Below are 22,813 nucleotides of genomic sequence, written 5' to 3'. Positions count from 1 at the left end.
TCAGGCCGACAGCGGCAGCGACAGCGTGAAACAGCTGCCGCCGCCGTCGCGCGGCGTGCAGCGCACGCTGCCGCCGTGGCGCTCGGCGATCTGCCGCACCAGCGCCAGCCCGAGGCCGACGCCGCCCTCGCGTTCGGCATGGCCGGGCAGGCGGAAGAAGGGCTCGAAGATGCGCTCGCGGTAGGCCTCGGGCACGCCCGGGCCGCGGTCGGCGACCCGCAGCTCGGCCTGGCCGCCGACGGCCACGACCTGGGCCTCGACCTCGTCGCCGCCGTAGCGGCGGGCGTTCTCCAGCAGGTTGCGCACGGCACGCCGGATCAGGCGCTCGTCGCCGGCGACACGCAGGTCCTCGCCCTGGGCCGTGGCCTGCACACGCGCGGCCTCCTCGGCGGCGACCGCCAGCAGGTCCACCGGGTCGCGGCGGTCGACGCTCATCGCGGCGTCCAGGCGGCTGGCCAGCAGCACCTCCTCGACCAGCGCGTCGAGCTCGGCGATGTTGGTGTCGATCTCGCGGCGCAGCGCCTCGCGCTGCTCGGGCGTGGCCTCGTCGGCCATCGACACCGCCATCTTCAGCCGCGCCAGCGGCGAGCGCAGCTCGTGGCTGGCGTTGGCCAGCAGGCTCTGGTGCGAACGCAGCAGCGCCTCGATGCGCGACGCGGCGCGGTTGAAGCTGGCCCCCAGCGCCGCGACCTCGTCACGCCCGTCCTCGGCGACACGCTGCTGCAGGTGGCCGGCACCGAAGGCCTCGACACCACGCTTGAGCGCCTCCAGCCGCCGCGTCAGCCGGCGCACCACCGGGTAGGCGCCGGCGGCCACCGCGGCGAACAGCACGACCAGCAGCGCCGCCAGCCCCAGGCCGTCGAAAGCCGGCCCCGGCGGCAGCCAGGGGTTGCGCGGCTGCAGGCCGCCGAAACGCGGGCCCTCGCGCCCCGGGCCGGCATCGCCGGGGCCTCCGGGACCGCCGGGCTCGCCCGGATCGCCGGCCGCGCCGGGGTCGCCGTCGGGCCGCGGCAGCGCGCCACGCATCAGCTGCGGGCGCAGCACCCACAGCGTGCGGCCGTCGTCCAGACGGATCGGGTAGGCGCGCCCGGCACCGGGGCCGCCGCCCTGGCGGCGCACGAAGGAGTCGGAGGCGCCGAGGCGCCGGCCGCGCGCGTCGTCCAGCGCCATCGGCAGGCGCAGGCGCTCGGACCACTCGCGCAGCGCCTCGGCCTGCACCTCGGCCGGCGCGTCGGCACGCGGCAGCGAGCGCTGCAGCAGCTCGCCCCACGCGGCCACACGCTCCTGCAGCGTGCTCTGGGCCCGCGCACGCTCCTGCTCGAGATGGTTCTGCAGCAGCCAGACCGACACCAGCGCGAACAACGCCAGCGCCGCCACCACCGTCAGGTAGATGCGGATGTAGAGCGAGCGCATCTCAGCGCCGCCCGCCCGTCGCGGCGCTCATTCGGCGTCCTGCTTCTTGGCGAAGACGTAGCCCGCGCCGCGCACCGTCAGCACGCGTTTCGGGTTCTTCGGATCGTCCTCGATGACCGCACGGATGCGCGAGATGTGCACGTCGATGCTGCGGTCGAAGGCCTCCAGCGGATGGCCCTTCAGCGCGTCCATGATCTGGTCGCGCGACAGCACGCGCCCCGGGCTCTGCGCCAGCACGACGAGCAGGTCGAACTGGTGGCTGGTCAGGTCGCAGGGCCGGCCGTCCAGGCGGGCCTGGCGCGCGCCGAGGTCGACCTCCAGGCGGCCGAAGCGCAGCACCTCGTCGCCGGCCGGCTCGGGCGCGGCGCGGCGCAGCAGCGCCTTCACGCGCGCCAGCAGCTCGCGCGGCTCGAAGGGCTTGGGCAGGTAGTCGTCGGCGCCGAGCTCCAGGCCGACGATGCGGTCCATCGGCTCGCCGCGCGCGGTCAGCATCAGCAGCGGCAGGCGGCGCGTGCGCGCGTCCGAACGCAGCTCGCGCGTGAGATCCAGGCCGTCGCCGTCGGGCAGCATCAGGTCCAGCAGCAGCGCGTCGTAGGCGCGATGGCGCAGCTGTTCGCGCCCGGCGGCCAGCGAGCCGGCGGTGTCGACCTCGAAACCGTTGCGGCGCAGGTAGTCGCCGACCATCGTGGTCAGGCGGGAGTCGTCGTCGATCAGCAGCAGTCGGCTCGTCACGGGGCGTTCTCGAACGAAAAGAGCCCCGGGGCCGAGGCCGCGGGGCGAAGGCTTCATGTCAAAGCCACAGGAGGAAAAGGATAACGATGGCAGGAAGGGCTGTCAGCGCCGCGGCGGATCGCTGCGGCCGCGGCGGTTGTCCATCGCCTCGCGGCGTTCCTTCATCGTGTCGGCGATCTGCTGGCGCTGCTCGACGCTCAGCACGCGGCTGACCTCGAGCATGGCCTGCGTCGAACGCTGGCTGGACTGGTCATGCAGGGCCAGCATCTTCTGGCGCAGCGCCTCGACGGCTTTCGGATCGACCGTCGGCTGGACGAAAAGTTCCGCGAACTGCTCGCCCAGGCGGCGGGCGTCGGCGCGCTGGCGCGACAGATCGTCCTGCGCCGAGCCGACGATCTCGCGGATCTGGCGGCGCTGCGCGGGGGTCGCGTCGACCTCGTCGAGCAGGCGCTGCAGCATCGCCGGGTGGCCGAGCCAGGGCAGGCCGCCGGCGCGGTCCATGCCGGGCCCGCCCATCGGGCCGCCGGCCATCGACACCGGATGGGCACCGCCGGGCGGCGCGGCGACGGCGGCGATGCCGGCGCCGAGCAGCGCGGCGCAGGCCAGGGTTCGGAGGGCGCTCGGGAGCGGGAAACGGGAGGTGGGCTTCATCGCGGCAGCTTTCGGCAGAGTGGATGACGGCATGGGATCCACTGTGCCGGGGCCCCGTGTCGGCGCGGTGCCGGGCGGGTAAAGAAGCTTGTCGCCGCCTCCGGCGGCGCCGGCCGCTCAGGGCGTGGCCGGCTGCACGCGCACGAGGCGGCGTTCGAGGCGGAAGCCCGGCGTCGCGCTGCGCAGGTCCAGGCGCACCAGCAGGCCGCTGCTGCGGTCGACGACGATGGCGCCTTCCAGGCGCGAGCTGAACTCGCCGTTCTGCGCGTCGCCGAAGAGCTCGACGACGGCGACGTCGAAAGCGCGGCCGGCGATGGTCTGCCGTCCGGTGGCCACGACCTGACCGCGCACCAGCGCGCGGGCATACGGGTCGCCGGAGATGCGCAGCTCGCCGGCGAGCACGTCGCCGAGCGCGATGTCGCGGCGGAACAGGCGCTGCCACGCGAGCTCGCCGGCCGGCGCGGCGACGACGTTGCCCAGCGGGTCCTGGCGCCAGGGCCGCGACGGGCCGGTCTGGCTGACGCGGAACTCGAAGACATCGCGGCGCAGCGACATCACCTGCAGCGCCCACTCGCCGGAGGCCCCGCGGGCACTGGTGCGCTCCTCGTAGACGAGGCGGTCGCCGGAAGCGATCGGCAGCGCCGCCAGGCGCTCGGGCGGCAGCTCGTCGGTGTGCGCGCAACCCTGGCGATGCGCCGCGGTCTTCATCGCCTCGTAGCGCCCCTGGAGCTGCGCCAGCTCGCCGGCCTCGTGGCCATTGGGGCGCAGCGCGAACAGCGCCGGCCAGAAGATGCTGACGCCGACGCCCAGCGCGACGATGTTGCGCCCGGCGATGTCGTCGACGGCATAGGCGACATCGGCGGCACGCTGCTGCACGGCGTCGCTCTCGTCGGCCAGGCGCACGCAGTCCCAGGCGGCGAAGTCGGCCGGGTCCACCGGCTGCGGCCGCACGTCGACGGAACGCGTGGCGCACCCGGCGACGGCAAGGCCGACGAGGCAGGTGGCAAGGCGTGTCGGCAGGCGCGTCATGAAGCGGGGCATTTTGCCTGCGCTCGAAGACGCCGCAAGCCCGCGGCCCGCGGCGCCCGGGCCGCGGGCGGGGTCAGGAGCCGGCAGGCGCCGAGGCGGGCGGCGCCGCACGCGCGCCGCCACGGCGCTCGGCCAGGCGCTTCTTCGCCGCGGCACGTTCCTCGGGGCTCATCTGCTGCCAGCGATCACGCAGCTTCTCGCGGGCCTGCGCCTGCTGCTCGGGCGACATCGACTCCCAGCGCTCCTTCATCGCCTCGCGGCGCTCGCCGCCGGCCGGCTGGGCCAACGCCGGGACCGACAGCGACGCGGCGGCAGCCAGCGCGAGCACGGACACGAACCTGTTCATCGGGGCACTCCTCGGGTGGCACGGCGGCGGATGCCGCCTGCGTTTCAATGCGGCGCCCACCGGCGCCGTTGACCGCGGCGCCGCACGGGCACGCAAAGAAACGTGTCTGCGGCGCTAGCATGACCGCATCCGCCCGCCTTCGCCGCCGTGCCGCACCCGCACCGTCCGCTGCTGCCCCTGCTCGTCCTGGCCTGCACCGCCGCCCTGCCCCGGCCCGCGGCGGCCGACTGCACCCTGGTCTTCGGCCAGGGCCGCCACGTCGACGCCGCCGACACCGAGGCCGCGCGCCAGTGGGACGGCATCAACCTGGCGTTCAACCAGCGTGTCGCGCAGGTGCTGGGCGAGCGCGGCGAGACGGCGCTGCCGCTGGTCGCGCGTGTGGCCGCCGACGACCCGGCCACCACCGTGCGCGCGGTGATCGCCCGGGCCGAGGACGCCGGCTGCGTGCGCATCGTCGAGACCACGGTCTTCGCCGACACCGAGGCCGGCGCGCTGGTCGCCCGGCTGCGCGAGTACCCGCTGCTGCAGGCCGCCGACGGCCGGCCGCGCATCGGGGCGCCGCGCCACACCGTCGAGCGCCAGTTCGATCTCAGCGGCGCGACGCTGGAGCGCGTGCGTCCGGCGGCGCTGGGCGCGCAGATGGCCGCCGAACTCGTCGAGCAGCGCGCCGCGCGTCGATGATGGCGGCTGCCGAACTCGACGATCCGGCCCAGGCGCGCCTCGTCGCGCGGCTGGCCCAGGCGCTGGCGGCGCAGGGCCCGGTGCAGGCCTTCGAGACCCATGTCTCGCGCGTGCTCGTCAGCGCCGAGCACGCCTGGAAGCTCAAGAAGCCGATCGCGCCGGGATTCCTCGACTACACGACACGCGAGCGCCGCCGCCGCTTCTGCGACGCCGAGCTGGCGCTGAACCGGCGCCTGGCGCCCGAGCTGTACCTGGACGTCGTCGCCGTGACCGGCACGCCCGAGGCGCCGCGCCTGGGCGGCGACGGCGAGGCGCTGGACTGGGCGCTGCGCATGCGTGCCTTCGCCCAGGACGGGCTCTGGGACCGCCTGGCCGCCCGCGGCGCGCTGGGGGCGGCGCAGGTGGACGCGCTGGTGGCGGTGCTGGCGCGGTTCCACGCCGGCGCCGCCGTCGCGCCCGCCGACGGCGAGTTCGGCCACCCCGAGCGCGTGCGCGCGCCGCTGGTGGACAGCCTGGACGTGCTCGACACGCTGGCGGCCGCGGCGCCGGCCGCTGCCGCGCTGGGCGAGCTGCGCGCCTGGCAGACGCGGCAGTTCGCGCGGCTGCAGCCGGTGTTCGCTGCGCGCCTGGCCGCCGGCCGCGTGCGCGAGTGCCACGGCGACCTGCACCTGGGCAACGTCGTCGAGATCGACGGCCGCACGACGGTCTTCGACTGCATCGAGTTCAACGAGGACTTCCGCTGGATCGACGTGGCCAGCGAGGTGGCCTTCATGGCGATGGACCTGCACGCGCACGGCCTGCCGGCGCTGGCCCACCGCTTCGTCGACGGCTGGATGGCTGCCTGCGGCGACTACGACGCGGCGCGCGTGCTGCGCTACTACCTCGTGCACCGCGCGCTGGTGCGCGCCAAGGTCGCCGCGCTGCGCGCCGCGCAGCCGGGTGCACCGGCCGACGCCGCGGCCGAGGCCCGGCGCTACATCGCGCTGGCGCTGCAGGCCACGCGTGCGCCGGCGCCGGTGCTGCTCGTCACGCACGGCGTGTCGGGCAGCGGCAAGACCACGCTGACCCAGCCGCTGGTCGAGGGCGAGGGCGCGCTGCGCGTGCGCGCCGACGTCGAGCGCAAGCGGCTGTTCGGCCTGCAGCCGCTGGAGCGGCCCGACGCTGCGCTGAAGACGCGGCTGTACGGCGCCGAGGCCGGCAGCGCCACCTACGCCCGGCTGCTCGACGCCGCCGGGGCGGTGCTCGACGGCGGCTTCGTCGTGGTGCTCGACGCGACCTTCCTGCACCGTGCGGCCCGCGACGCGGCACGCCGCTTCGCCGCCGCACGCGGCGCGCGCTTCGTGCTGCTGGACTTCGCCGCCGACGACGCGACGCTGCGCGCCCGCGTCGCCGCCCGCGGGCAGCGCGGCGACGACGCCTCGGACGCCGACCTGGCGGTGCTCGCCGCGCAGCAGCGCTCCGGCGACCCGCTGGACGCCGCCGAAGCCGCCGCAGCGCTGCGCGTGACGCCGGACCAGGCGCCGGACTGGCCCGCGCTGCTGGCCGCGCCCGTGACATAGCCGACACGGACGGCGGCCACGAGACGCCTGCGACGCCGTCGCTTGCCGCCGGTCAACCCGGCCGGACGGCCGGCTCGCGAGGATCGCGCCCGGCACCGTGGCCCGTCGCCACGCCGCCGCCGAGCAGCCGATGTGCGCCCTCCGAGTCACCGACCCGTTCGACCCCGAACCCGCCGCGCCGCCGGTGCCGCAGCTGGCCTGGCCGCGGCGCCACGCCGCCCCGCCCGCCGCCGAGCACGGTGACGCCGACACCGGCAGGCGGCCCGCCGCCGAGCGCTCCTGGCGCCGCCACGCCCACCCGGGCGTCCCGCGCGGCTGAGGACGTTCGCCCGCGGGTTGAGCGGGCGCCTTGACACCCGCCGCCACGCGGCGGAGCATGGCCGCGACACCCCCACCCGCTGCCCGGGCGGGCGGCAGGCGCCACCCGGGCCAGGAGCGCATCATGAAGAGCATCCTCGTCCACCTCGACGCCTCGCCGCGCTCGGCGACCCGCCTCGCGCTGGCCCACCGCCTCGCACGCCAGCACGGCGCCCAGCTGACCGCGGTCTTCGCGGTGCTGCCGGCCATCGTCGCCGTGCCCTTCGCCGCGGCCGAAGGCGCCTATGCCGCCGCCTCGCTGCTCGAGGAGACCGACCGCCAGCTGCGCGCCCGTGCGCGCGAGATGTTCGAGCGTGAAGCGGTTTCCGGCGTGCCGATGCAGTGGTTCGAGATCCGCCACGACACGCTGGAGGTCGCGGTCGTCGAGCACGCGCTGTTTGCCGACCTGCTGGTGCTCGGCCAGCACGACCCCGACGACCGCGAGGCCGGCCCGGTGCCGCGCGGCCTGGTCGCGACGCTGGTGCACGACAGCGGCAAGCCGGCGCTGGTGCTGCCGTCGCAGGGCGAGTTCGGCGCGCCGGTGCGCCGCGTGCTGATCGCCTGGAAACCCACGCCCGAGGCCGCGCGTGCGGTGGCCGCCGCCCGGCCCTGGCTGCTGGCGGCCGAGGAGGTGCACGTCGCCTGCACGCTGGCGCGGCGCGACGACGAGCGCACCGGCGTCGCGGCGCTCGAGCGCTGGCTGCGCGCCAGCGGCGTCACCGCGCCGATCCGCAGCCACGGCCTGGCCGGCACCGGCATCGGCGAGGCGCTGCTGTCGGTGGCCGCCGACACCGACGCCGACCTGCTGGTGATGGGCTGCTACGGCCACAGCCGGGCGCGCGAGCTGGTGCTGGGCGGCGTCACGCGCACGGTGCTGCGCTCGATGACGCTGCCGGTGCTGATGGCGCACTGACGCGCCCCCGCTCTGGAGAGCGCTCTCTAGGAAAGACCGCCGTCCTGGGGTGCGCTCTCTAGGCGCAAGGCCGAGACTGGGTGGTGTCGGCAAAGCCCATTCACCATCCACGGAGGCAGCACATGTCCACTCAAGACCTCGCCAGCGTCACGCTGAAGACGATCGAGAACTACCGCGCCGCGGCCGAGAAGACGGTCGCGGCCTACCGCTTCGGCGGCCACCGCCTCGTCGGCTTGGTCGACGGCGTGATCGAGAAGGGCGTCTACACCCGCACCGCCCGCATCGCGCCGCGCACCACCGACAAGATGAACGCGCTGCGCGGCACCGTCGCCGGCACGGTCGACAAGGGCATCGACGAGGTCGCCGACCGCGCCGTCAAGCTCGTCGACCTCGGTGGCGACACCGCCGCCGCGCAGGTCGCGAAGATGGCCGATCTGGCCGCCGGCGTCGACAACACGGTGCTGGCCAACGGCCTGCACACCGCGGCCAAGATGACGCTGCCCGGCGCGAAGATCGCGCTGAAGCTGTCGACGACCGTGGTGCGCGGCGCCGAGCGCCTGGCCGACGCGGCCGGAACGCCCAAGGCGCGCAAGGCGACGCGTGCGGCGGTCGGCAAGAAGCGCACGAAGGCCGTCGCCGAGGCGGTGAAGCCGGCGGCACGCCGGGTGCGCAAGGCGGTCGCCGAAGTGGCGGCGGTGGTCGAGGCGGCGCCGGCGAAGAAGCCGCGCCGCGCACGCCCGGCGAAGGCCGCCGAGGCGGCGCCCGCCGCCTGAGCAAGCGCCCGCCGCGGCCGCGGCATCACCAGGGGCCCTTCGGGGCCCCTTTTTCGTTGCCGCCGCACGGAACCAGGCTTCGCCCGGTGCGCCAGCGTGAAAACAGCACTTTTCACGCAGCACAAATATCATTAATATCACTGCACCGAGGTTGCCGGTGTCGGCACCTCGACACCGGCCCAGCACCGCACGCGCCCCGGCGCCTGCGCCCTGCCGTCGTCCGGGACGGGTTCTGACGGCGCCGCGCACCCGCGCGGCGGACTTCGCCGGTCGAGGTGCCTCCGATGCCTCGACCGGCTTTCTTTTTCTGCAGCGCGGGCCGGCCCGTCAGGGCATGACTTCGACGTACTGGTAGACCTCGCAGTCCAGCAGCACGCGGCGCTGCGGCAGCGGCAGCTGCTCGAACCAGCCCGTGACGTCGTGGCGGTCGATCTCGCGGCCGAGGTGGCGCACCAGCTCGCAGATCGGGTCGGTGACCTTGCTGCGCCAGTCGCCGTCCTCGCGCACGTAGCCGAGGTACAGGTTCTTCATGCAGTTGCCGCGGCACCAGCTCTGCGCCTCGCAGCTCGTGCAGGGCATCTTCGGGTCGGGCTGCAGCGGGCTGCGGCGCAGCCAGTTGCCGACGACGTCGCCGGTCTGCATCTCCGGCAGGTGCATCAGGTCCGGGCAGGCGAAGATGCGGCCGTCGGGCATCACGTTGAGGATGTGCGTCGACACGCGGCAGGCCGTGCCGCCGCCGCACTGCTCGACGGCGCGCGACGGGAACAGCTTGTTGCGCACCGCGCCCATCAGCGGGATGAAGGGGTAGACGCGGTCGCTGTCGGCGAAGAAACGCTCGACGAGCTGCGTCAGCACCGCCTTGCGGCGCTCGACCGACTGGCCGGCATAGGCGTCGCCGGCGACGAACTGGAAGTAGACGTAGTCGAAGGCCTTCGTCAGTTGGTCCAGCTCGTCGAAGCTGATGGTCTCGTCGGACCAGGTCACGCGGGCCGTCAGCGTGCCGCCCAGGCTGTCGCGCACGACGCCGACGTTGCGCAGGATCTGCTTGTAGATGCCCTTGCCGCGGTAGCCGTCGGTCACCTCCTGGCCGCCGTCGATCGACACGAGCACGTTCGACAGGCGCTGCAGCACGTGGTGGCTGAGGTCGTCGAGCAGCGTGCCGTTGGTCTGCAGCTGGAAGCGGAACAGCGGGTGGCGCTGCATCACGGCCTCGATGAACGGCCGGTTCAGCGTCGGCTCGCCGCCGTAGAACGTGACGTAGACCTCCTTGCCGGCGAGCTGCTGGGCGATGAACGCGTCGAGCTGGTCCATCGTGTAGGCCACGTGGCCCTGCGACTCGCGCACGTCGCCTTCGGCGATCGAGCAGTAGCTGCACTTCAGGTTGCAGCGCAGCGTGGTCAGCAACTGCAGCTCGACACGCTGGCCGACGATGGCCGGCTGGGAGTCGGTGGCGGCGGTGCCGGCTCGCGGATGGAGGACGATGGCTTGTTCGGACATGATCGGGTCGGTCGACTCCTCGGGAAATCGATGCGGTTGGGAGCGCGTGGAGCGCGAGGGTGAAGCCGGGGCCTGGCCGCACGGCGGGGGCGCAGTGTCCCTGCCCCCGGTTCGGGCGTCCCGCCACCAGATCAAGGTTGCGGCAGATCAAGCGCCAGCCCGGCGTGCAATTGCACGACGCCCCCCGGCGGGTATCCGGCACGGCAGCGCGCCCCGCGCTACGCTCGGTCATCGGCGTGCACTGGACGCACGCCAGGTTTGCCATGAATGCCTTTTTCGTGCCCGCCGAATGGCGCATCGTCGTCTTCGGCCTGCGCACCCAATGCACCATCGATGAACTTCACGCCCTGCTGGGACGCTGGGCCGACACGGAGGTCGAGATCGAGATCGTCATCGTGTCCGAGGCCGCCGACGACGCGATGGCGATCCTGCGCCTGCGCGCGGCCCTGCCCTACACGACCTGGCGCCTGGCGCAGCGGCTGGACCGACGGGTGCACGACGGCCGCCGGTTGCGATCCTGGATCCCCGTGATGGCCTGGCAGCGTTAGTCTTCGCTCCCGGCGGCCCCGTCACGGCCGCGGTCGGACGGCAGATGGACATCGACCTGCGCGACGAGTGGCTGGAGAACAGCACCTTCGACGAACTCGCCGTCGGCCGCAGCGCGACGATGCGCCGCGCCCTGACCGACGCCGACATCGCCGGCTTCGCCGCGATCTCCGGCGACCTGAACCCCACCCACCTGGACGACCGCTTCGCGCGCGAGGAAGGCCTGGCCGGCCGCACCGCGCACGGCATGTGGAGCGGCGCGCTGGTGTCGACCGTGCTCGGCACCGTCTTCCCCGGCCCGGGCACACGCTACGTCTCGCAGCGCATGGACTTCCACGCCACGGCGCGCGCCGGCGACGTGCTGGAGGTGCGGGTCGCCGTGTGCGCCAAGGACGCCGCCAGCGGCCGCGTGACGCTGGACTGCAGCGTGCGCCGCCAGGACGGCACGCTGCTGATGGACGGGCAGGCCGTCGTCGAGGCGCCGCGCCACAAGGAGCGGGTGCGCAAGGCCACCGGGCTGCGCTGGCACGTCTTCGACGCCGCCGCCGGCGTGCGCGCGCTGATCGAGCAGGCCGCGCGCCACGCCGGGCTGCGCTGCGCCGTCGTGCACCCCTGCGACGCCGAGTCGCTGCGCGGCGCGCTCGATGCCGCCCGCCACGGCCTGTTCACGCCGGTGCTGGTGGCGCCGCGCGACCGCCTGATCGCCACCGCCGACGCCGCCGGGCTGGACCTGGCCGGCGTCGAGATCGAGGACGTGCGCCACAGCCACGCCGCCGCCGAACGCGCCGCCGCGATGGCCGCCGACGGCGCGGTGCAGGCGCTGATGAAGGGCAGCCTGCACACCGACGAGGTGATGAAGGCCGTGCTGTCGCGCCCCGAGCTGCGCACCGGGCGCCGCATCTCGCACGTCTTCCGCTTCGACGCGCCGGCGTACCACAAGCCGCTGCTCGTCACCGACGCGGCGATGAACATCACGCCGACGCTCGACGACAAGGCGCACATCGTGCAGAACGCGATCGACCTGGCGCTGGTGCTCGGCGTCGACCTGCCCAAGGTGGCGGTGCTGGCGGCCGTCGAAGGCGTCAACCCGAAGATGGCCTGCACGCTGGACGCCGCGGCGCTGTGCAAGATGGCCGACCGCGGCCAGATCCGCGGCGCCATCGTCGACGGCCCGCTGGCCTTCGACAACGCGATCTCGGCCGAGGCCGCGCGCACCAAGGGCATCGTCTCGCCGGTGGCCGGCAACCCCGACATCCTCGTGGTGCCCGACCTCGTGTCGGGCAACATCCTCGCGAAGCAGCTGGAATACCTGGGCGGCGCGGTGGGCAGCGGCATCGTGCTCGGCGCGCGGGTGCCGATCGCGCTGACCAGCCGCGCCGACGGCGCCACCGCGCGGCTGGCGTCAGCGGCGCTGGCGGTGCTGGTGGCGCAGTCCGGCGCCCGGGCGTCGATCGACAAGATAGCCTAATGCAATCACATTGGCTCGCGCAATTGACTAAATTGATGCTCGTCGTTCAGACCTGACTCGAGGAGATTGCCGATGTCCACCGAAGCCCGCTGCCCCTTCCACGCCGAACACGGCGCCCGTGTCACGGCCCAGATGCGGTCCAACACCGACTGGTGGCCGAAGCGGCTGAACCTGAAGATCCTGCACCAGCACTCGGCCAAGTCCGACCCGATGGGCGCCGGCTTCGACTACGCGGCCGAGTTCCGCAAGCTCGACTACGCCGCCGTCAAACACGACCTGCGCGTGCTGATGACCGACTCGCAGGACTGGTGGCCGGCCGACTGGGGCCACTACGGCGGCCTGATGATCCGCATGGCCTGGCACAGCGCCGGCACCTACCGCACCGCCGACGGCCGTGGCGGCGGCGGGCGCGGCAACCAGCGCTTCGCGCCGCTGAACAGCTGGCCCGACAACGGCAACCTGGACAAGGCGCGCCGCCTGCTCTGGCCGATCAAGAAGAAGTACGGCAACCAGCTGAGCTGGGCCGACCTGATGATCCTGGCCGGCAACGTCGCGCTGGAGTCGATGGGCTTCAAGACCTTCGGCTTCGGCGGCGGCCGCCCCGACATCTGGGAGCCCGAGGAAGACGTCAACTGGGGCGCCGAGGCCGAGTGGCTGGCCACCAGCGACAAGCCCAACAGCCGCTACAGCGGCGAGCGTGAGCTCGCCAACCCGCTGGCCGCGGTGCAGATGGGCCTGATCTACGTGAACCCCGAAGGCCCGGACGGCAAGCCCGACCCGGTGGCCTCGGGCCGCGACGTGCGCGAGACCTTCGCCCGCATGGCGATGAACGACGAGGAGACCGTCGCGCTCGTGGCCGGCGGCCACACCTTCGGCAAGGCGCACGGCGCCGGCGACGCCGCGCTGGTCGGCCCCGAACCCGAGGCCGCGTCGATCGAGCAGATGGGCCTGGGCTGGCAGAACGCCTTCGGCAGCGGCAAGGGCGTGCACACCACGACCAGCGGCATCGAAGGCGCCTGGAAGCCCCACCCGACACGCTGGGACATGGGCTACTTCGACATGCTCTTCGGCTACGAGTGGGAGCTGGTCAAGAGCCCGGCCGGCGCCTGGCAGTGGCTCGCCAAGGACGTGAAGCCCGAGCACCTGATCCCCGACGCGCACGACCCGAGCCGCAAGCACCGGCCGATGATGACGACGGCCGACCTGTCGCTGCGTTTCGACCCGGTCTACGAGCCGATCTCGCGCCGCTTCCACCAGAACCCGGAACTCTTCGCCGACGCCTTCGCCCGCGCCTGGTTCAAGCTGACGCACCGCGACATGGGGCCGCGCTCGCGTTACCTGGGCCCGGAGGTGCCGGCCGAAGACCTGATCTGGCAGGACCCGGTGCCCGCGGTCGACCACGCGCTGGTCGACGCCGCCGACATCGAACAGCTCAAGGCCGAGGTGCTGGCCTCGGGGCTGACGGTCGCCGAGCTGGTGAAGACCGCCTGGGCCTCGGCCTCGACCTTCCGCGGTTCGGACAAACGCGGCGGCGCCAACGGCGCGCGCATCCGTCTGGCGCCGCAGAAGGACTGGGACGTCAACGAACCGGCCGAGCTGGCGCGGGTGCTGGCGGTGCTGGACGGCGTGCGCGAGCGTTTCAACGCCGCGCAGACCGGCGGCAAGCGCATCTCGGCGGCCGACCTGATCGTGCTCGCCGGCAGTGCCGCCGTCGAGGAAGCCGCGCGCCGCGCCGGACATCCGGTGACGGTGGCCTTCGCCCCGGGCCGCACCGACGCCCGCCAGGAGCAGACCGACGTCGAGTCCTTCGCGGTGCTCGAGCCGCGCGCCGACGGCTTCCGCAACTACCAGCGTGCCGACAGCCAGGCACCGGCCGAGGAGCTTCTGCTCGACCGCGCCCAGCTGCTGACGCTGACGGCGCCGGAGATGACGGTGCTCGTCGGCGGCCTGCGGGTGCTCGGTGCCAACACCGGCCGCAGCACGCACGGCCAGCTGACCGAGCGCCCGGGCACGCTGTCGACCGACTTCTTCGTCAACCTGCTCGACATGGGCACGAAGTGGGGCCCGGCGGCCGAGGCCGGCGTCTACGAAGGCCGCGACCGCGCCAGCGGCGCGCTGAAGTGGACGGCGACACGCGCCGACCTGGTCTTCGGCTCGAACTCCGAGCTGCGCGCGCTGCTGGAGGTCTACGCCAGCGACGACAACGCCGGCAAGTTCGTGCAGGACTTCGCCGCGGCGTGGACCAAGGTGATGAACCTCGACCGCTTCGACCTCGCCGCCTGAGCGGCGGCTGGAACCGGCTGACGACGACGGGCCCCGCGGGGCCCGTTTTTCATGGCGCTCAGCGCAGCCAGAAGTCCACCGGCTGCAGCGGCGGCGGGATGCCCTCGTCGCCCAGGCTCTCGCGCAGGCCGATCTCGATCGTGCGGCAGATCGCGTCCAGCGGCAGGTCGTTGTAGCCGTGTCCGAACGGGTTCTCGATCTCGTCGCCGACGGCGTCCAGGCCGAAGAAGGTGTAGGCGACAAAGGCCACGACCAGCGGCGTGACGAAGCCCAGCGCGTCGATCAGGCCGAAGGGCAGCAGGAAACAGTACAGGTAGGCCGTGCGGTGCAGCAGCAGCGAGTAGGCGAACGGGATCGGCGTGCCCTTGATGCGCTCGCAGCCGGCGAAGGCGGCGGCGAACGCGGCCAGCGTCTGGTCCATCTCGCAGGCGACGATGGAGTCGAGCGCGCCCTCGTCCAGGCCGCGGCGCAGGTCGTCGCCCAAACGCTGCAGCAGGTATTCGGGGCCGTTGGACGCGGCCTGCAGCCCGGCCCATTCGGCCGGCGTCAGGAAACGCGCGAGTTCAGGCTCTGGCTTCGTGTCGCGCAGATGGTGGCGCAGCGCGTGCGCCAGCGCGACGGTGCGCCAGACGATGCGCACACGCAGGTCGTCCAGCCCCAGCGAAGCCTGCGCCGGCACCGCGCCGCGCACCAGGCAGCGCGCCTGGCGCGCCAGGCTGCGGCTGCGGTGCACGACGTCGCCCCAGAGCTTGCGCGCCTCCCAGTAGCGGTCGTAGGCGGCGCTGTTGCGAAAGCCGAGGAAGATCGCCAGCGCGATGCCGATCAGCGAGAACGGGATCGTCGTGACGGTGATCTTGTGGTGCAGCAGTTCGCCGTGCAGCAGCGTGACGACGACGGCCGTCAGCGTCGTGCCGGCCAGCGGCACCAGGATGCGGTGCAGGATCGAGCCGCGCAGCACGAAGAACAGGCGCGGGCCGACCGGGCGTTCGCGGAGGATCATGTGGACGGGTCCGAAAAGAAAAATCCCTCACGGCCGGGGGCGGTGAGGGACTGTTCTGGCGGAAAGGGAGGGATTCGAACCCTCGTCACGGGAGGACCCGTGAACCGGATTTCGAGTCCGGCGCATTCGACCACTCTGCCACCTTTCCTGGTATTCGCGTGGTCTCGCTGGGGTCAGCGAAGCCGCGCATTCTAGCGCAGGATTTCGGCGCCGCCTAGATACGGCCGCAAGGCCGCCGGCACGCGGATCGAACCGTCGACCTGCTGGTGGTTCTCCAGCACCGCGACGAGCGCGCGGCCGACCGCCAGACCCGAGCCGTTGAGCGTGTGCACGAACTCGGTCTTGCCTTGGGCGTTGCGGAAACGCGCCTGCATGCGCCGCGCCTGGAAGGCCTCGCAGTTGCTGCACGAGCTGATCTCGCGGTAGGTGCCCTGCGCCGGCAGCCAGACCTCCAGGTCGTAGGTCTTGGCCGAACCGAAGCCCATGTCGCCGGTGCACAGCGTGATCACGCGGTACGGCAGCTCCAGCTTCTGCAGGATGGCCTCGGCGTGGCCGACCATCTGTTCCAGCGCGGCGTCGCTGTCTTCGGGACGCACGATCTGCACCATCTCGACCTTGTCGAACTGGTGCTGGCGGATCATGCCGCGCGTGTCGCGCCCGGCGCTGCCGGCTTCCGAGCGGAAGCAGGGGCTGTGCGCCGTCAGCTTGATCGGCAGCGCCGCGGCGTCGAGGATCTGTTCGCGCACGGTGTTCGTCAGCGGGATCTCCGACGTGGAGATCAGGTACTGCTCGCGCTGCTCCTCGTCGCCGCCACGCAGCACCCAGAACATGTCCTCCTTGAACTTCGGCAGCTGGCCGGTGCCTTCGAGCACCTCGCGGTTGACGATGTACGGCGTCCAGCACTCGGTGTAGCCGTGCTCCTGGGTCTGCGTGTCCAGCATGAACTGGGCGAGCGCACGATGCAGGCGTGCGGCCGGGCCGCGCAGGAAGGTGAAGCGCGCACCGGCGAGCCTGGCGCCGGTGTCGAAGTCCAGGCCCAGCGGCTGGCCCAGGTCGACGTGGTCCCGGGGCGTGAACTCGAACGTGCGCGGCGTGCCCCAGCGGCGCAGCTCGACGTTGCCGCTCTCGTCGGCGCCGACCGGCACGCTGTCCTGCGGCAGGTTCGGGATCGACATCAGCATCTGCTGCAGTTCGGCCTGGATCGCCTCCAGCCGTTCGGCGCCGGCCTTCTGCTCGTCGCCGATGCCGCCGACCTCGGCCATCAGCGCCGAGGCGTCCTCGCCGCGGCCCTTGGCCTGGCCGATCTGCTTGGACAGCTGGTTGCGCCGCGCCTGCAGGTCCTCGGTGCGGGTCTGGATGCGCTTGCGTTCGGCCTCGAGCGCGGTGAAGCGCTCGACGTCGAGGAAGGGTTGCGGCGCGCGGCGCTTTTCGAGACGGGCGACGACGCTCGCGAGGTCGCGGCGCAGCAGGGTGATGTCGAGCATGGGTCCTCCGGAGAGGGTGATTCTAGAAAGGCGAACGGCGCCCTCGTGGCGCCGTCGTCGGGGATGGCGCGGGAATCTCAGTCAGACGCGGACGGCGCGTCGAGCCCGGCCATGCTGCGGTCGCCCAGGCCGCGCGGCAGCGGGAAGCGCACCGACTCCTTGACGCCGTCCATGTTGCGCACGCTGAGCACGCCCAGCTCGCGCAGCCGGGCGATGACCTGCTGCACGAGGATGTCCGGCGCCGAGGCCCCGGCGGTCAGGCCGACGCGGCTGCGGCCCTCGAGCCAGGCCGCCTGCAGGTCGGCGGCGCTGTCGACCATGTGCGCCGGCGTGCCCAGGCGCTCGGCCAGCTCGCGCAGGCGGTTGCTGTTGCTGCTGGTCGGGCTGCCGACGACGATGACGACGTCGACCGCCGGCGCGATCAGCTTGACGGCGTCCTGGCGGTTCTGCGTCGCGTAGCAGATGTCCTGCTTCTTGGGCTCGCGCACGTGCGGGAAGCGCGCCTTCACCGCGGCCAGGATCTCGGCGGCGTCGTCCACCGACAGCGTGGTCTGGGTGACGACGGCGAGCTTGTCGCCGCGCGGCTGCACGCGCGGCACGTCCTCGGCGTCCTCGACGAGGTAGATGCCCTCGGAGAGCTGGCCCATCGTGCCCTCGACCTCGGGGTGCCCCTTGTGGCCGATCATGATGAACTCGTAGCCCTCGCGCGCCAGCTTGGCGACCTCGACGTGGACCTTGGTCACCAGCGGGCAGGTGGCGTCGAAGACCTTGAAGCCGCGGCGGTCGGCCTCCTCGCGCACCGCCTGGCTGACGCCGTGGGCGCTGAAGACCAGCGTCGCGCCGGGCGGCACCTCGGCGAGCTCCTCGATGAAGATCGCGCCCTTGGCCCGCAGGTCGTTGACGACGTAGGTGTTGTGCACGATCTCGTGGCGCACGTAGATCGGCGCGCCGAACCTGGCGAGCGCACGCTCGACGATCTCGATCGCGCGGTCGACGCCGGCGCAGAAGCCGCGCGGTTCGGCCAGGACCAGTTCCTCGATCGCCGCCATCACAGCACTCCCAGGATGCGCACCTCGAAGTGCACGGACTGGCCGGCCAACGGGTGGTTGAAATCGAACAGCAGCCAGTCCTCGCCGACCTCGCGCACCATGCCGGCGTAGCTGCCCAGGCCGTCGGGGGTCGGGAACTGGACGACGTCACCGACGGTGTAGACGGTGTCCTCGTCGCCGAGCTCGCGCATCAGCGACATCTTCACGCGCTGCATCAGCTGCGGGTTGCGTTCGCCGAAGGCGGCGCCCGGCGGCAGCTCGAAACGCGCCTCGGCGCCGTCGTCCAGGCCGATCAGCGCCTGCTCCAGGCCCGGCGACAGGTCGCCCGCGCCGATCGTCAGCGTCGCCGGCGTGCCGCCGAAGGTGTTGACGATGTCGCCGCCGTCGGGCCCGGCAAGCCGGTAGTGCAGGGTCAGGAAGGAGCCGGACTGGACGGTGGTCACTGGGGGTACGTCGCTGACGATAGACTGGTTGCGGCCATTGTAAGAGCCGCCCCATGCCCCTCCTGAAGGACCTGCCCGCCGACCAGCGCCCGCGCGAGAAGCTGCTCCAGCGCGGCCCGGGCGCGCTCGCCGACGGCGAGCTGCTGGCGCTGCTGCTGCGCACCGGGCTGCCCGGCGAGGGCGTGTTCGAGCTCGCGCAGCGTGTGCTCGCGGCCTGCGGCGGCGCCGGCGGGCTGCTGGCCGCGACGCCGGCCACGCTGGGCCGGGTCAAGGGCCTGGGGCCGGCCAAGCAGGCCGAGCTGCTGGCGGTGATGGAGCTGGCGCGCCGCGCGCTGGCCGCCAAGGTGCGCGCCGCGCCGGTGTTCGACTCGCCGGACAAGGTCAAGGACTACGTCGCGCTGCAGCTGGCCGGCCGGGAGCACGAGGTCTTCGCGGTGCTGTTCCTCGACAGCCAGCACCGCCTGATCGTGATGGAGGAGATGTTCCACGGCACGCTGACCCAGACCAGCGTCTACCCGCGCGAAGTGGCGCGCCGGGCGCTGGCGCTCAACGCCGGCGCGGTGATCCTGGCGCACAACCACCCGTCGGGCGTCGCCGAACCGTCGCGCGCCGACGAGTTCCTGACGCAGACGCTGCGCCAGGCGCTGCAGCTGCTGGACGTGCGCGTGCTCGACCACCTCGTCGTCGGCCGCGGCCAGGTGGTGTCGATGGCCGAGCGGGGGCTGGTGTGAAGGTCTCCAGCCTGAAGGAACTGCAGGCGCTGCGCGAGGCCATCGCCCGGCGCGAGCGCGAAGCCGCCGAACGCGCCGAGCGCGAACGCCGCGAGGCCGCCGAGGCCGAGGCCGCGCGCCGCGTCTTCGCCCATGCCGTCGGCCCGGTGCATGCGCTGCGGCCGCACGGCCGCGCCCACGTGCACCGCGCCCGCCCGGCGCCGCTGCCGCGCCAGCGCGAGGCCGACGAGCGCGAGGCGCTGCGCGCGACGCTGTCCGACGAGGTCGACGTCGAGTCGCTGCTGCTGACCGACGACGGCCTGTCCTTCCGCCGCTTCGGCGTCGGCCCCGACGTCGTCACCAAACTCCGCCGCGGCCACTGGTCGATCCAGGCCGAGGTCGACCTGCACGGCCTGCGCCGCGACGAAGCCCGCGACGCGCTGGTGCGCTTCGTGCGCGAGGCGCTGCAGCGCGGCCAGCGCTGCGTGCGCGTCGTGCACGGCAAGGGCCACGGCTCGCCGGGGCGCAAGCCGGTGCTGAAGGTCAAGGCGCAGCGCTGGCTGGCGCAGTGCGAGGAGGTCATCGCCTTCGCGCAGGCCACCGGCCCGCAAGGCGGCGCCGGGGCGCTGATCGTGCTGCTGGGGTGAGCTCGGACAGCCGGCCCCTCGGGCCAGCCCGCAGCGGCGGGGTCAGGTCTCGCAGCGACGGGGTCACGCAGCGACGGGGTCAGCGCAGCGACGGGGTCAGGTCTCGAAAGACCTGATCCCGGGCATCTCCCGCAGCGGCGGGGTCAGGTCTCGAGAGACCTGACCCCGGGCGTCCCTGACCCCGGGCGTCCCGCTTCACCCGCCCTGGTTGCGCATCCAGTCGGCGGTGCCGAACAGCGACTCGGTCAGCCGGTCGGCCAGTGCGGGTTCGAGGCCGCAGTCGCCCAGCGCCTGGATCATGCAGGCCATCCACTGGTCGCGTTCGGCGATGCCGATCGCGTACGGCAGGTGGCGCGCACGCAGCCGCGGGTGGCCGAAACGCTGGACATAGTGATCCGGCCCGCCAAGCCAGCCGCAAAGGAACCAGAACAGCTTGTCGCGCGAGCCGTCCAGGCTTTGGGGGTGCATCGCCCGCAGCGCCGCGTAGGCCGGCTCCAGCTCCATCAGGTCGTAGAAGCGGTCGACCAGCGTGCGAACGCCGGCTTCGCCGCCCAGGCGCACGAACGGCGTCGGCGCGGCTTCGGCGGCGCTCACCGCGCCCCGTCGACGAGGGACAGCAGCCGAGTCGCGACGCCGACCATGGCGATCGCCGCCGGCGTCCCGGGCAGGCTTTCCAGCAGCAGCTGGCGGCGCAGCACGGCCTCGCGCACCGCGGGATCGGCAGGCAGCTCGCCGAGCAGATCCAGGCGCACCGGCCCGTCCAGCGACGGCGCGACGTAGCGGTCGACGACGGCCTGCAACTGCTGGCGAACGGCTCGCCCCTCGCCGGGACGTCGTGCCTGGTTGACCAGCATCTGGATCAGGCGCCGGCCCTGGGTCGTCGCCAGGACCTTGATCGTCGCGTAGGCGTCGGTCAGCGAGGTCGGCTCGGGCGTGGCGACGACGATCGCGTCGTCGGCCAGCGACACCGTGTAGAGCACGACGTCGGAGATGCCGGCGCCGGTGTCCAGGATGACATGGTCGAAGCGCGGCGCGACATCGGAGATCACGCGCTGCAGCTGGTCACGCACCTCGGGCGTCATGCGCGAGTACTCGACCATGCCCGAGCCGGCGAGCAGCACCGTGAAGCCGCCCGGCGCCGGCAGCAGCGCGTCCTCGAGCGAGCACTTGCCGGTGAAGACGTCGTGCAGCGTCAGCTTGGGGTACAGGTTGAGCACGACGTCCAGGTTGGCCAGCCCCAGGTCGGCGTCGAGCACGAGCACGCGGCGGCCCTGGCGCGCCAGCGCGGCGGCCAGGTTGGCGGCGACGAAGGTCTTGCCGACGCCGCCCTTGCCGCTGGTGATCGCGCTGATGCGCGCACGCGGCCGCGCGGCGCGGGAGGCGTCGTCTCGGGTGGGCACGGCGGCCGGCGGGGTACCGTCGGTCATAGGAAGTCCTGGAAGCTCGTGGAGTCGAACAGCAGCCGCTTCTCGTCGTGGCTGACGTGCGAGTCGGCGGTCGGTTCGAGCAGCACGCGGTTGCGGCCGGCGGCCTTGGCGGCATAGAGCTGCAGGTCGGCGCGTTCGAGCCACAGCGCCGGTGTGGAACGCACCCACTGCGGTGCGAAGGCCCCGCCGACGCTGACGCTCACCGACAGCGCGCGGCCGTTGCCGACGGACACGCTCATGCGCTCGACCTTCTGGCGGATGCGCTCGGCGACGGTCAGGCCGAAGGTGTGCGGGCAGTTGGGCAGGATGATCGCGAACTCCTCGCCGCCGACACGCGCGACGAGGTCCATCGGCCGCACGCTGTCGGCCAGCACGGCGGCGACGGCGCGGATCACCTCGTCGCCGGCGGCATGGCCGTGGCGGTCGTTGACGAGCTTGAAGTGGTCGATGTCGGCCACCAGCATCAGCGCCGGCTCGCCGCTGCGGGCGACACGGTCGATCTCGCGCTCCAGCGCGAGCTGGAAAGCACGACGGTTGGCCAGGCCGGTGAGCGCGTCACGGCTGGACAGGTCGACCAGGGCGTCGATGAGACGCTGCATCCACTGCACGCTGCCGGGTTCGCCCGCAGGCTCGGGCAGGCCCGAATGGGCGAGCAGTTGCAGCGCCTCGTTCAGGCGAAGCGTCACAGGCGGATCGGCTGGGGGGTGACGGGGACAGTCCAAGGGTGTCATTCCCGGCAGCGACGACGCCACTCCCCGGGAAAGCACCAGTCTAGCCGGGGCCGCGAACGGCCGCAAAAGAGATCTGAGCGGAAAACGCCGCACAACTCCGGACCACGGCCGCGCCGCACACCGCGACACTGTCGACCGGAACCAACATCCCAGGCCGCGCCGCACGCGCGGCGCGAATGCCTGCCATGAACGCCGCCCTTCCCGTGCTGGCCGCTGTCGCCGACCAGGAGTTCACGCTCTCGGCGGCCGATTTCGAACGCATCCGCCAGCTGATCTACCAGCGCGCCGGCATCAGCCTGCACGCCGGCAAGCAGGCGATGGTCTACAGCCGTCTGTCGCGCCGCCTGCGCGAGACCGGCTACCGCGACTTCTCGAGCTACCTGCAGGCGCTCGAACGCGGCGGCTCCGACCACGAGTGGCAGGAGTTCGTGAACTGCCTGACCACCAACTTGACGGCCTTCTTCCGCGAGGAACACCACTTCCACGCCCTCGTCGAGGACCTTCGCGCGCGCGCCTCCAAGCCGATCCGCATCTGGTGCAACGCCGCGTCCACCGGCGAGGAGCCGTATTCGCTGGCGATGACCGTCGTCGAGACGCTGGGCACCTCGGCGCAGGCGAAGATCCTGTGCAGCGACATCGACACCAAGGTGCTGGCCACGGCCAGCCGCGGCGTCTACACCGCCGACGCCCGCGGCCTGTCGCCCGAGCGCCTGAAGCGCCACTTCATGCGCGGCACGGCCAAGAACGAGGGCTTCATCCGCGTCAAGCCCGAGCTGTCGCGGCTGGTCGAGTTCCGCACGTTCAACCTGATGAGCACGAGCTGGTCGGCACTGGGCGACCCGTTCGACATCGTGTTCTGCCGCAACGTGATGATCTATTTCGACAACCCGACCCAGCGCAAGGTGCTGGAGCGCACGCACGCGGCGATGAAGCCCGGCGGCCTGCTCTACGTCGGCCACTCGGAGAACTTCACCGACTCGCGCGACCTGTTCAGATTGCGCGGAAAGACGATCTACGAGCGTGTCTGAGGCCGCCGACACGGTCCCGGCTCAAGAACGGATCCGAAACGGACGA

24 protein-coding genes and 1 tRNA gene are annotated in these 22,813 nt (G+C 72.8%); 11 read left to right on the top strand and 14 right to left on the bottom strand.

The features are described 5' to 3' along the window. The 5 genes from G5B56_RS00380 to G5B56_RS00360 form a co-directional block, all read right to left on the bottom strand. Entirely contained in the window at window positions 1-1,413 is a 1,413-nt protein-coding gene (locus tag G5B56_RS00380) for an ATP-binding protein (protein ID WP_164962012.1), read from the bottom strand. A 27-nt stretch (window positions 1,414-1,440) separates the two neighbouring features. Continuing rightward, complete coding sequence (locus G5B56_RS00375) at window positions 1,441-2,145, bottom strand: response regulator (protein ID WP_164962011.1); 705 nt, start codon at window positions 2,143-2,145, stop codon at window positions 1,441-1,443. Between the two features lie 102 nt (window positions 2,146-2,247). Beyond that, entirely contained in the window at window positions 2,248-2,796 is a 549-nt protein-coding gene (locus tag G5B56_RS00370) for a Spy/CpxP family protein refolding chaperone (RefSeq protein ID WP_164962010.1), read from the bottom strand. A 117-nt stretch (window positions 2,797-2,913) separates the two neighbouring features. After that, window positions 2,914-3,837, bottom strand: a complete 924-nt coding sequence (locus G5B56_RS00365; protein WP_009858890.1) for a hypothetical protein — start codon at window positions 3,835-3,837, stop codon at window positions 2,914-2,916. Between the two features lie 61 nt (window positions 3,838-3,898). Beyond that, window positions 3,899-4,171, bottom strand: coding sequence for a DUF3106 domain-containing protein (locus G5B56_RS00360; RefSeq protein ID WP_164962009.1), 273 nt, complete (start codon window positions 4,169-4,171; stop codon window positions 3,899-3,901). A gap of 147 nt (window positions 4,172-4,318) precedes the next feature. Between G5B56_RS00360 and G5B56_RS00355 the strand changes: the two genes are divergently transcribed. From G5B56_RS00355 to G5B56_RS00335, 5 genes are all read left to right on the top strand, one after another. Then, complete coding sequence (locus G5B56_RS00355; RefSeq protein ID WP_009858892.1) at window positions 4,319-4,852, top strand: hypothetical protein; 534 nt, start codon at window positions 4,319-4,321, stop codon at window positions 4,850-4,852. Next, window positions 4,852-6,411, top strand: coding sequence for a bifunctional aminoglycoside phosphotransferase/ATP-binding protein (locus tag G5B56_RS00350; protein WP_240920603.1), 1,560 nt, complete (start codon window positions 4,852-4,854; stop codon window positions 6,409-6,411). Before G5B56_RS00355 ends, G5B56_RS00350 begins: the two co-directional genes overlap by 1 nt. Before the next feature lie 97 nt (window positions 6,412-6,508). Then, complete coding sequence (locus tag G5B56_RS00345; protein WP_230759993.1) at window positions 6,509-6,730, top strand: hypothetical protein; 222 nt, start codon at window positions 6,509-6,511, stop codon at window positions 6,728-6,730. A gap of 123 nt (window positions 6,731-6,853) precedes the next feature. Next, complete coding sequence (locus G5B56_RS00340; protein ID WP_164962007.1) at window positions 6,854-7,681, top strand: universal stress protein; 828 nt, start codon at window positions 6,854-6,856, stop codon at window positions 7,679-7,681. A 122-nt stretch (window positions 7,682-7,803) separates the two neighbouring features. After that, window positions 7,804-8,454 carry a hypothetical protein gene (locus tag G5B56_RS00335; RefSeq protein ID WP_009858896.1) on the top strand — a complete coding sequence of 217 codons (651 nt, stop codon included), beginning with the start codon at window positions 7,804-7,806 and terminating at the stop codon, window positions 8,452-8,454. A gap of 327 nt (window positions 8,455-8,781) precedes the next feature. On the opposite strand, the gene G5B56_RS00330 is transcribed toward G5B56_RS00335, so the two are convergent. After that, entirely contained in the window at window positions 8,782-9,951 is a 1,170-nt protein-coding gene (locus G5B56_RS00330) for a radical SAM/SPASM domain-containing protein (protein ID WP_009858897.1), read from the bottom strand. A 137-nt stretch (window positions 9,952-10,088) separates the two neighbouring features. Here G5B56_RS00330 and G5B56_RS00325 point away from each other — a divergent pair, with 137 nt between their 5' ends. The 3 genes from G5B56_RS00325 (at window position 10,089) to katG (ending at window position 14,248) form a co-directional block, all read left to right on the top strand. Then, on the top strand, window positions 10,089-10,499 hold the full coding sequence (locus G5B56_RS00325) for a hypothetical protein (protein WP_138938930.1): 411 nt from the start codon (window positions 10,089-10,091) through the stop codon (window positions 10,497-10,499). Window positions 10,500-10,543: 44 nt separating this feature from the next. Beyond that, window positions 10,544-11,965, top strand: coding sequence for a bifunctional enoyl-CoA hydratase/phosphate acetyltransferase (locus tag G5B56_RS00320; RefSeq protein WP_009858899.1), 1,422 nt, complete (start codon window positions 10,544-10,546; stop codon window positions 11,963-11,965). A 72-nt stretch (window positions 11,966-12,037) separates the two neighbouring features. Next, window positions 12,038-14,248: a catalase/peroxidase HPI gene (katG, locus tag G5B56_RS00315; RefSeq protein WP_164962006.1), complete on the top strand. Its 2,211-nt coding sequence runs from the start codon at window positions 12,038-12,040 to the stop codon at window positions 14,246-14,248. A 58-nt stretch (window positions 14,249-14,306) separates the two neighbouring features. Here katG and G5B56_RS00310 read toward each other — a convergent pair whose 3' ends face one another. From G5B56_RS00310 to G5B56_RS00290, 5 genes are all read right to left on the bottom strand, one after another. After that, on the bottom strand, window positions 14,307-15,248 hold the full coding sequence (locus tag G5B56_RS00310) for a bestrophin family protein (RefSeq protein ID WP_009858901.1): 942 nt from the start codon (window positions 15,246-15,248) through the stop codon (window positions 14,307-14,309). A 56-nt stretch (window positions 15,249-15,304) separates the two neighbouring features. Further along, window positions 15,305-15,396, bottom strand: a tRNA-Ser gene (locus G5B56_RS00305). A gap of 43 nt (window positions 15,397-15,439) precedes the next feature. Beyond that, complete coding sequence (serS, locus tag G5B56_RS00300) at window positions 15,440-16,732, bottom strand: serine--tRNA ligase (protein ID WP_164962005.1); 1,293 nt, start codon at window positions 16,730-16,732, stop codon at window positions 15,440-15,442. A 77-nt stretch (window positions 16,733-16,809) separates the two neighbouring features. Continuing rightward, the gene (gene ispH / locus G5B56_RS00295) at window positions 16,810-17,781 is read right to left on the bottom strand and encodes a 4-hydroxy-3-methylbut-2-enyl diphosphate reductase (RefSeq protein WP_009858903.1); all 972 of its coding nucleotides are present in this window, start codon (window positions 17,779-17,781) and stop codon (window positions 16,810-16,812) included. Next, window positions 17,781-18,224 (bottom strand): peptidylprolyl isomerase, encoded by a 444-nt coding sequence (locus tag G5B56_RS00290; RefSeq protein WP_009858904.1) that lies wholly within the window; start codon window positions 18,222-18,224, stop codon window positions 17,781-17,783. The genes ispH and G5B56_RS00290 overlap by 1 nt, the downstream gene beginning before the upstream one ends. Before the next feature lie 53 nt (window positions 18,225-18,277). On the opposite strand from G5B56_RS00290, the gene radC reads away from it, so the two are divergent. Further along, the gene (gene radC, locus G5B56_RS00285) at window positions 18,278-18,955 is read left to right on the top strand and encodes a DNA repair protein RadC (protein ID WP_009858905.1); all 678 of its coding nucleotides are present in this window, start codon (window positions 18,278-18,280) and stop codon (window positions 18,953-18,955) included. Beyond that, on the top strand, window positions 18,952-19,581 hold the full coding sequence (locus G5B56_RS00280; protein WP_164962004.1) for a Smr/MutS family protein: 630 nt from the start codon (window positions 18,952-18,954) through the stop codon (window positions 19,579-19,581). The genes radC and G5B56_RS00280 overlap by 4 nt, the downstream gene beginning before the upstream one ends. A 195-nt stretch (window positions 19,582-19,776) precedes the next feature. Here the strand turns inward: G5B56_RS00280 and G5B56_RS00275 are convergent, their stop codons facing one another. From G5B56_RS00275 to G5B56_RS00265, 3 genes are read right to left on the bottom strand one after another with little or no spacing between them, the layout of a single operon-like run. Further along, on the bottom strand, window positions 19,777-20,175 hold the full coding sequence (locus G5B56_RS00275) for a group II truncated hemoglobin (RefSeq protein WP_009858907.1): 399 nt from the start codon (window positions 20,173-20,175) through the stop codon (window positions 19,777-19,779). Further along, complete coding sequence (locus tag G5B56_RS00270) at window positions 20,172-21,008, bottom strand: MinD/ParA family protein (RefSeq protein ID WP_164962003.1); 837 nt, start codon at window positions 21,006-21,008, stop codon at window positions 20,172-20,174. The genes G5B56_RS00275 and G5B56_RS00270 overlap by 4 nt, the downstream gene beginning before the upstream one ends. Beyond that, window positions 21,005-21,694 carry a GGDEF domain-containing protein gene (locus tag G5B56_RS00265; RefSeq protein ID WP_240920599.1) on the bottom strand — a complete coding sequence of 230 codons (690 nt, stop codon included), beginning with the start codon at window positions 21,692-21,694 and terminating at the stop codon, window positions 21,005-21,007. Before G5B56_RS00265 ends, G5B56_RS00270 begins: the two co-directional genes overlap by 4 nt. Before the next feature lie 230 nt (window positions 21,695-21,924). Between G5B56_RS00265 and G5B56_RS00260 the strand changes: the two genes are divergently transcribed. Then, a complete protein-coding gene (locus tag G5B56_RS00260; RefSeq protein WP_206023463.1) occupies window positions 21,925-22,767 on the top strand; it encodes a CheR family methyltransferase in 843 nt (280 codons plus the stop codon). The last annotated feature ends 46 nt before the right edge of the window (window positions 22,768-22,813 follow it).

Source organism: Rubrivivax sp. JA1026, assembly GCF_011065555.1.
In the GTDB taxonomy this organism is placed as follows: Bacteria; Pseudomonadota; Gammaproteobacteria; order Burkholderiales; family Burkholderiaceae_C; genus Rubrivivax; species Rubrivivax benzoatilyticus.
This window is presented reverse-complemented; position numbering and strand designations above follow the sequence as displayed.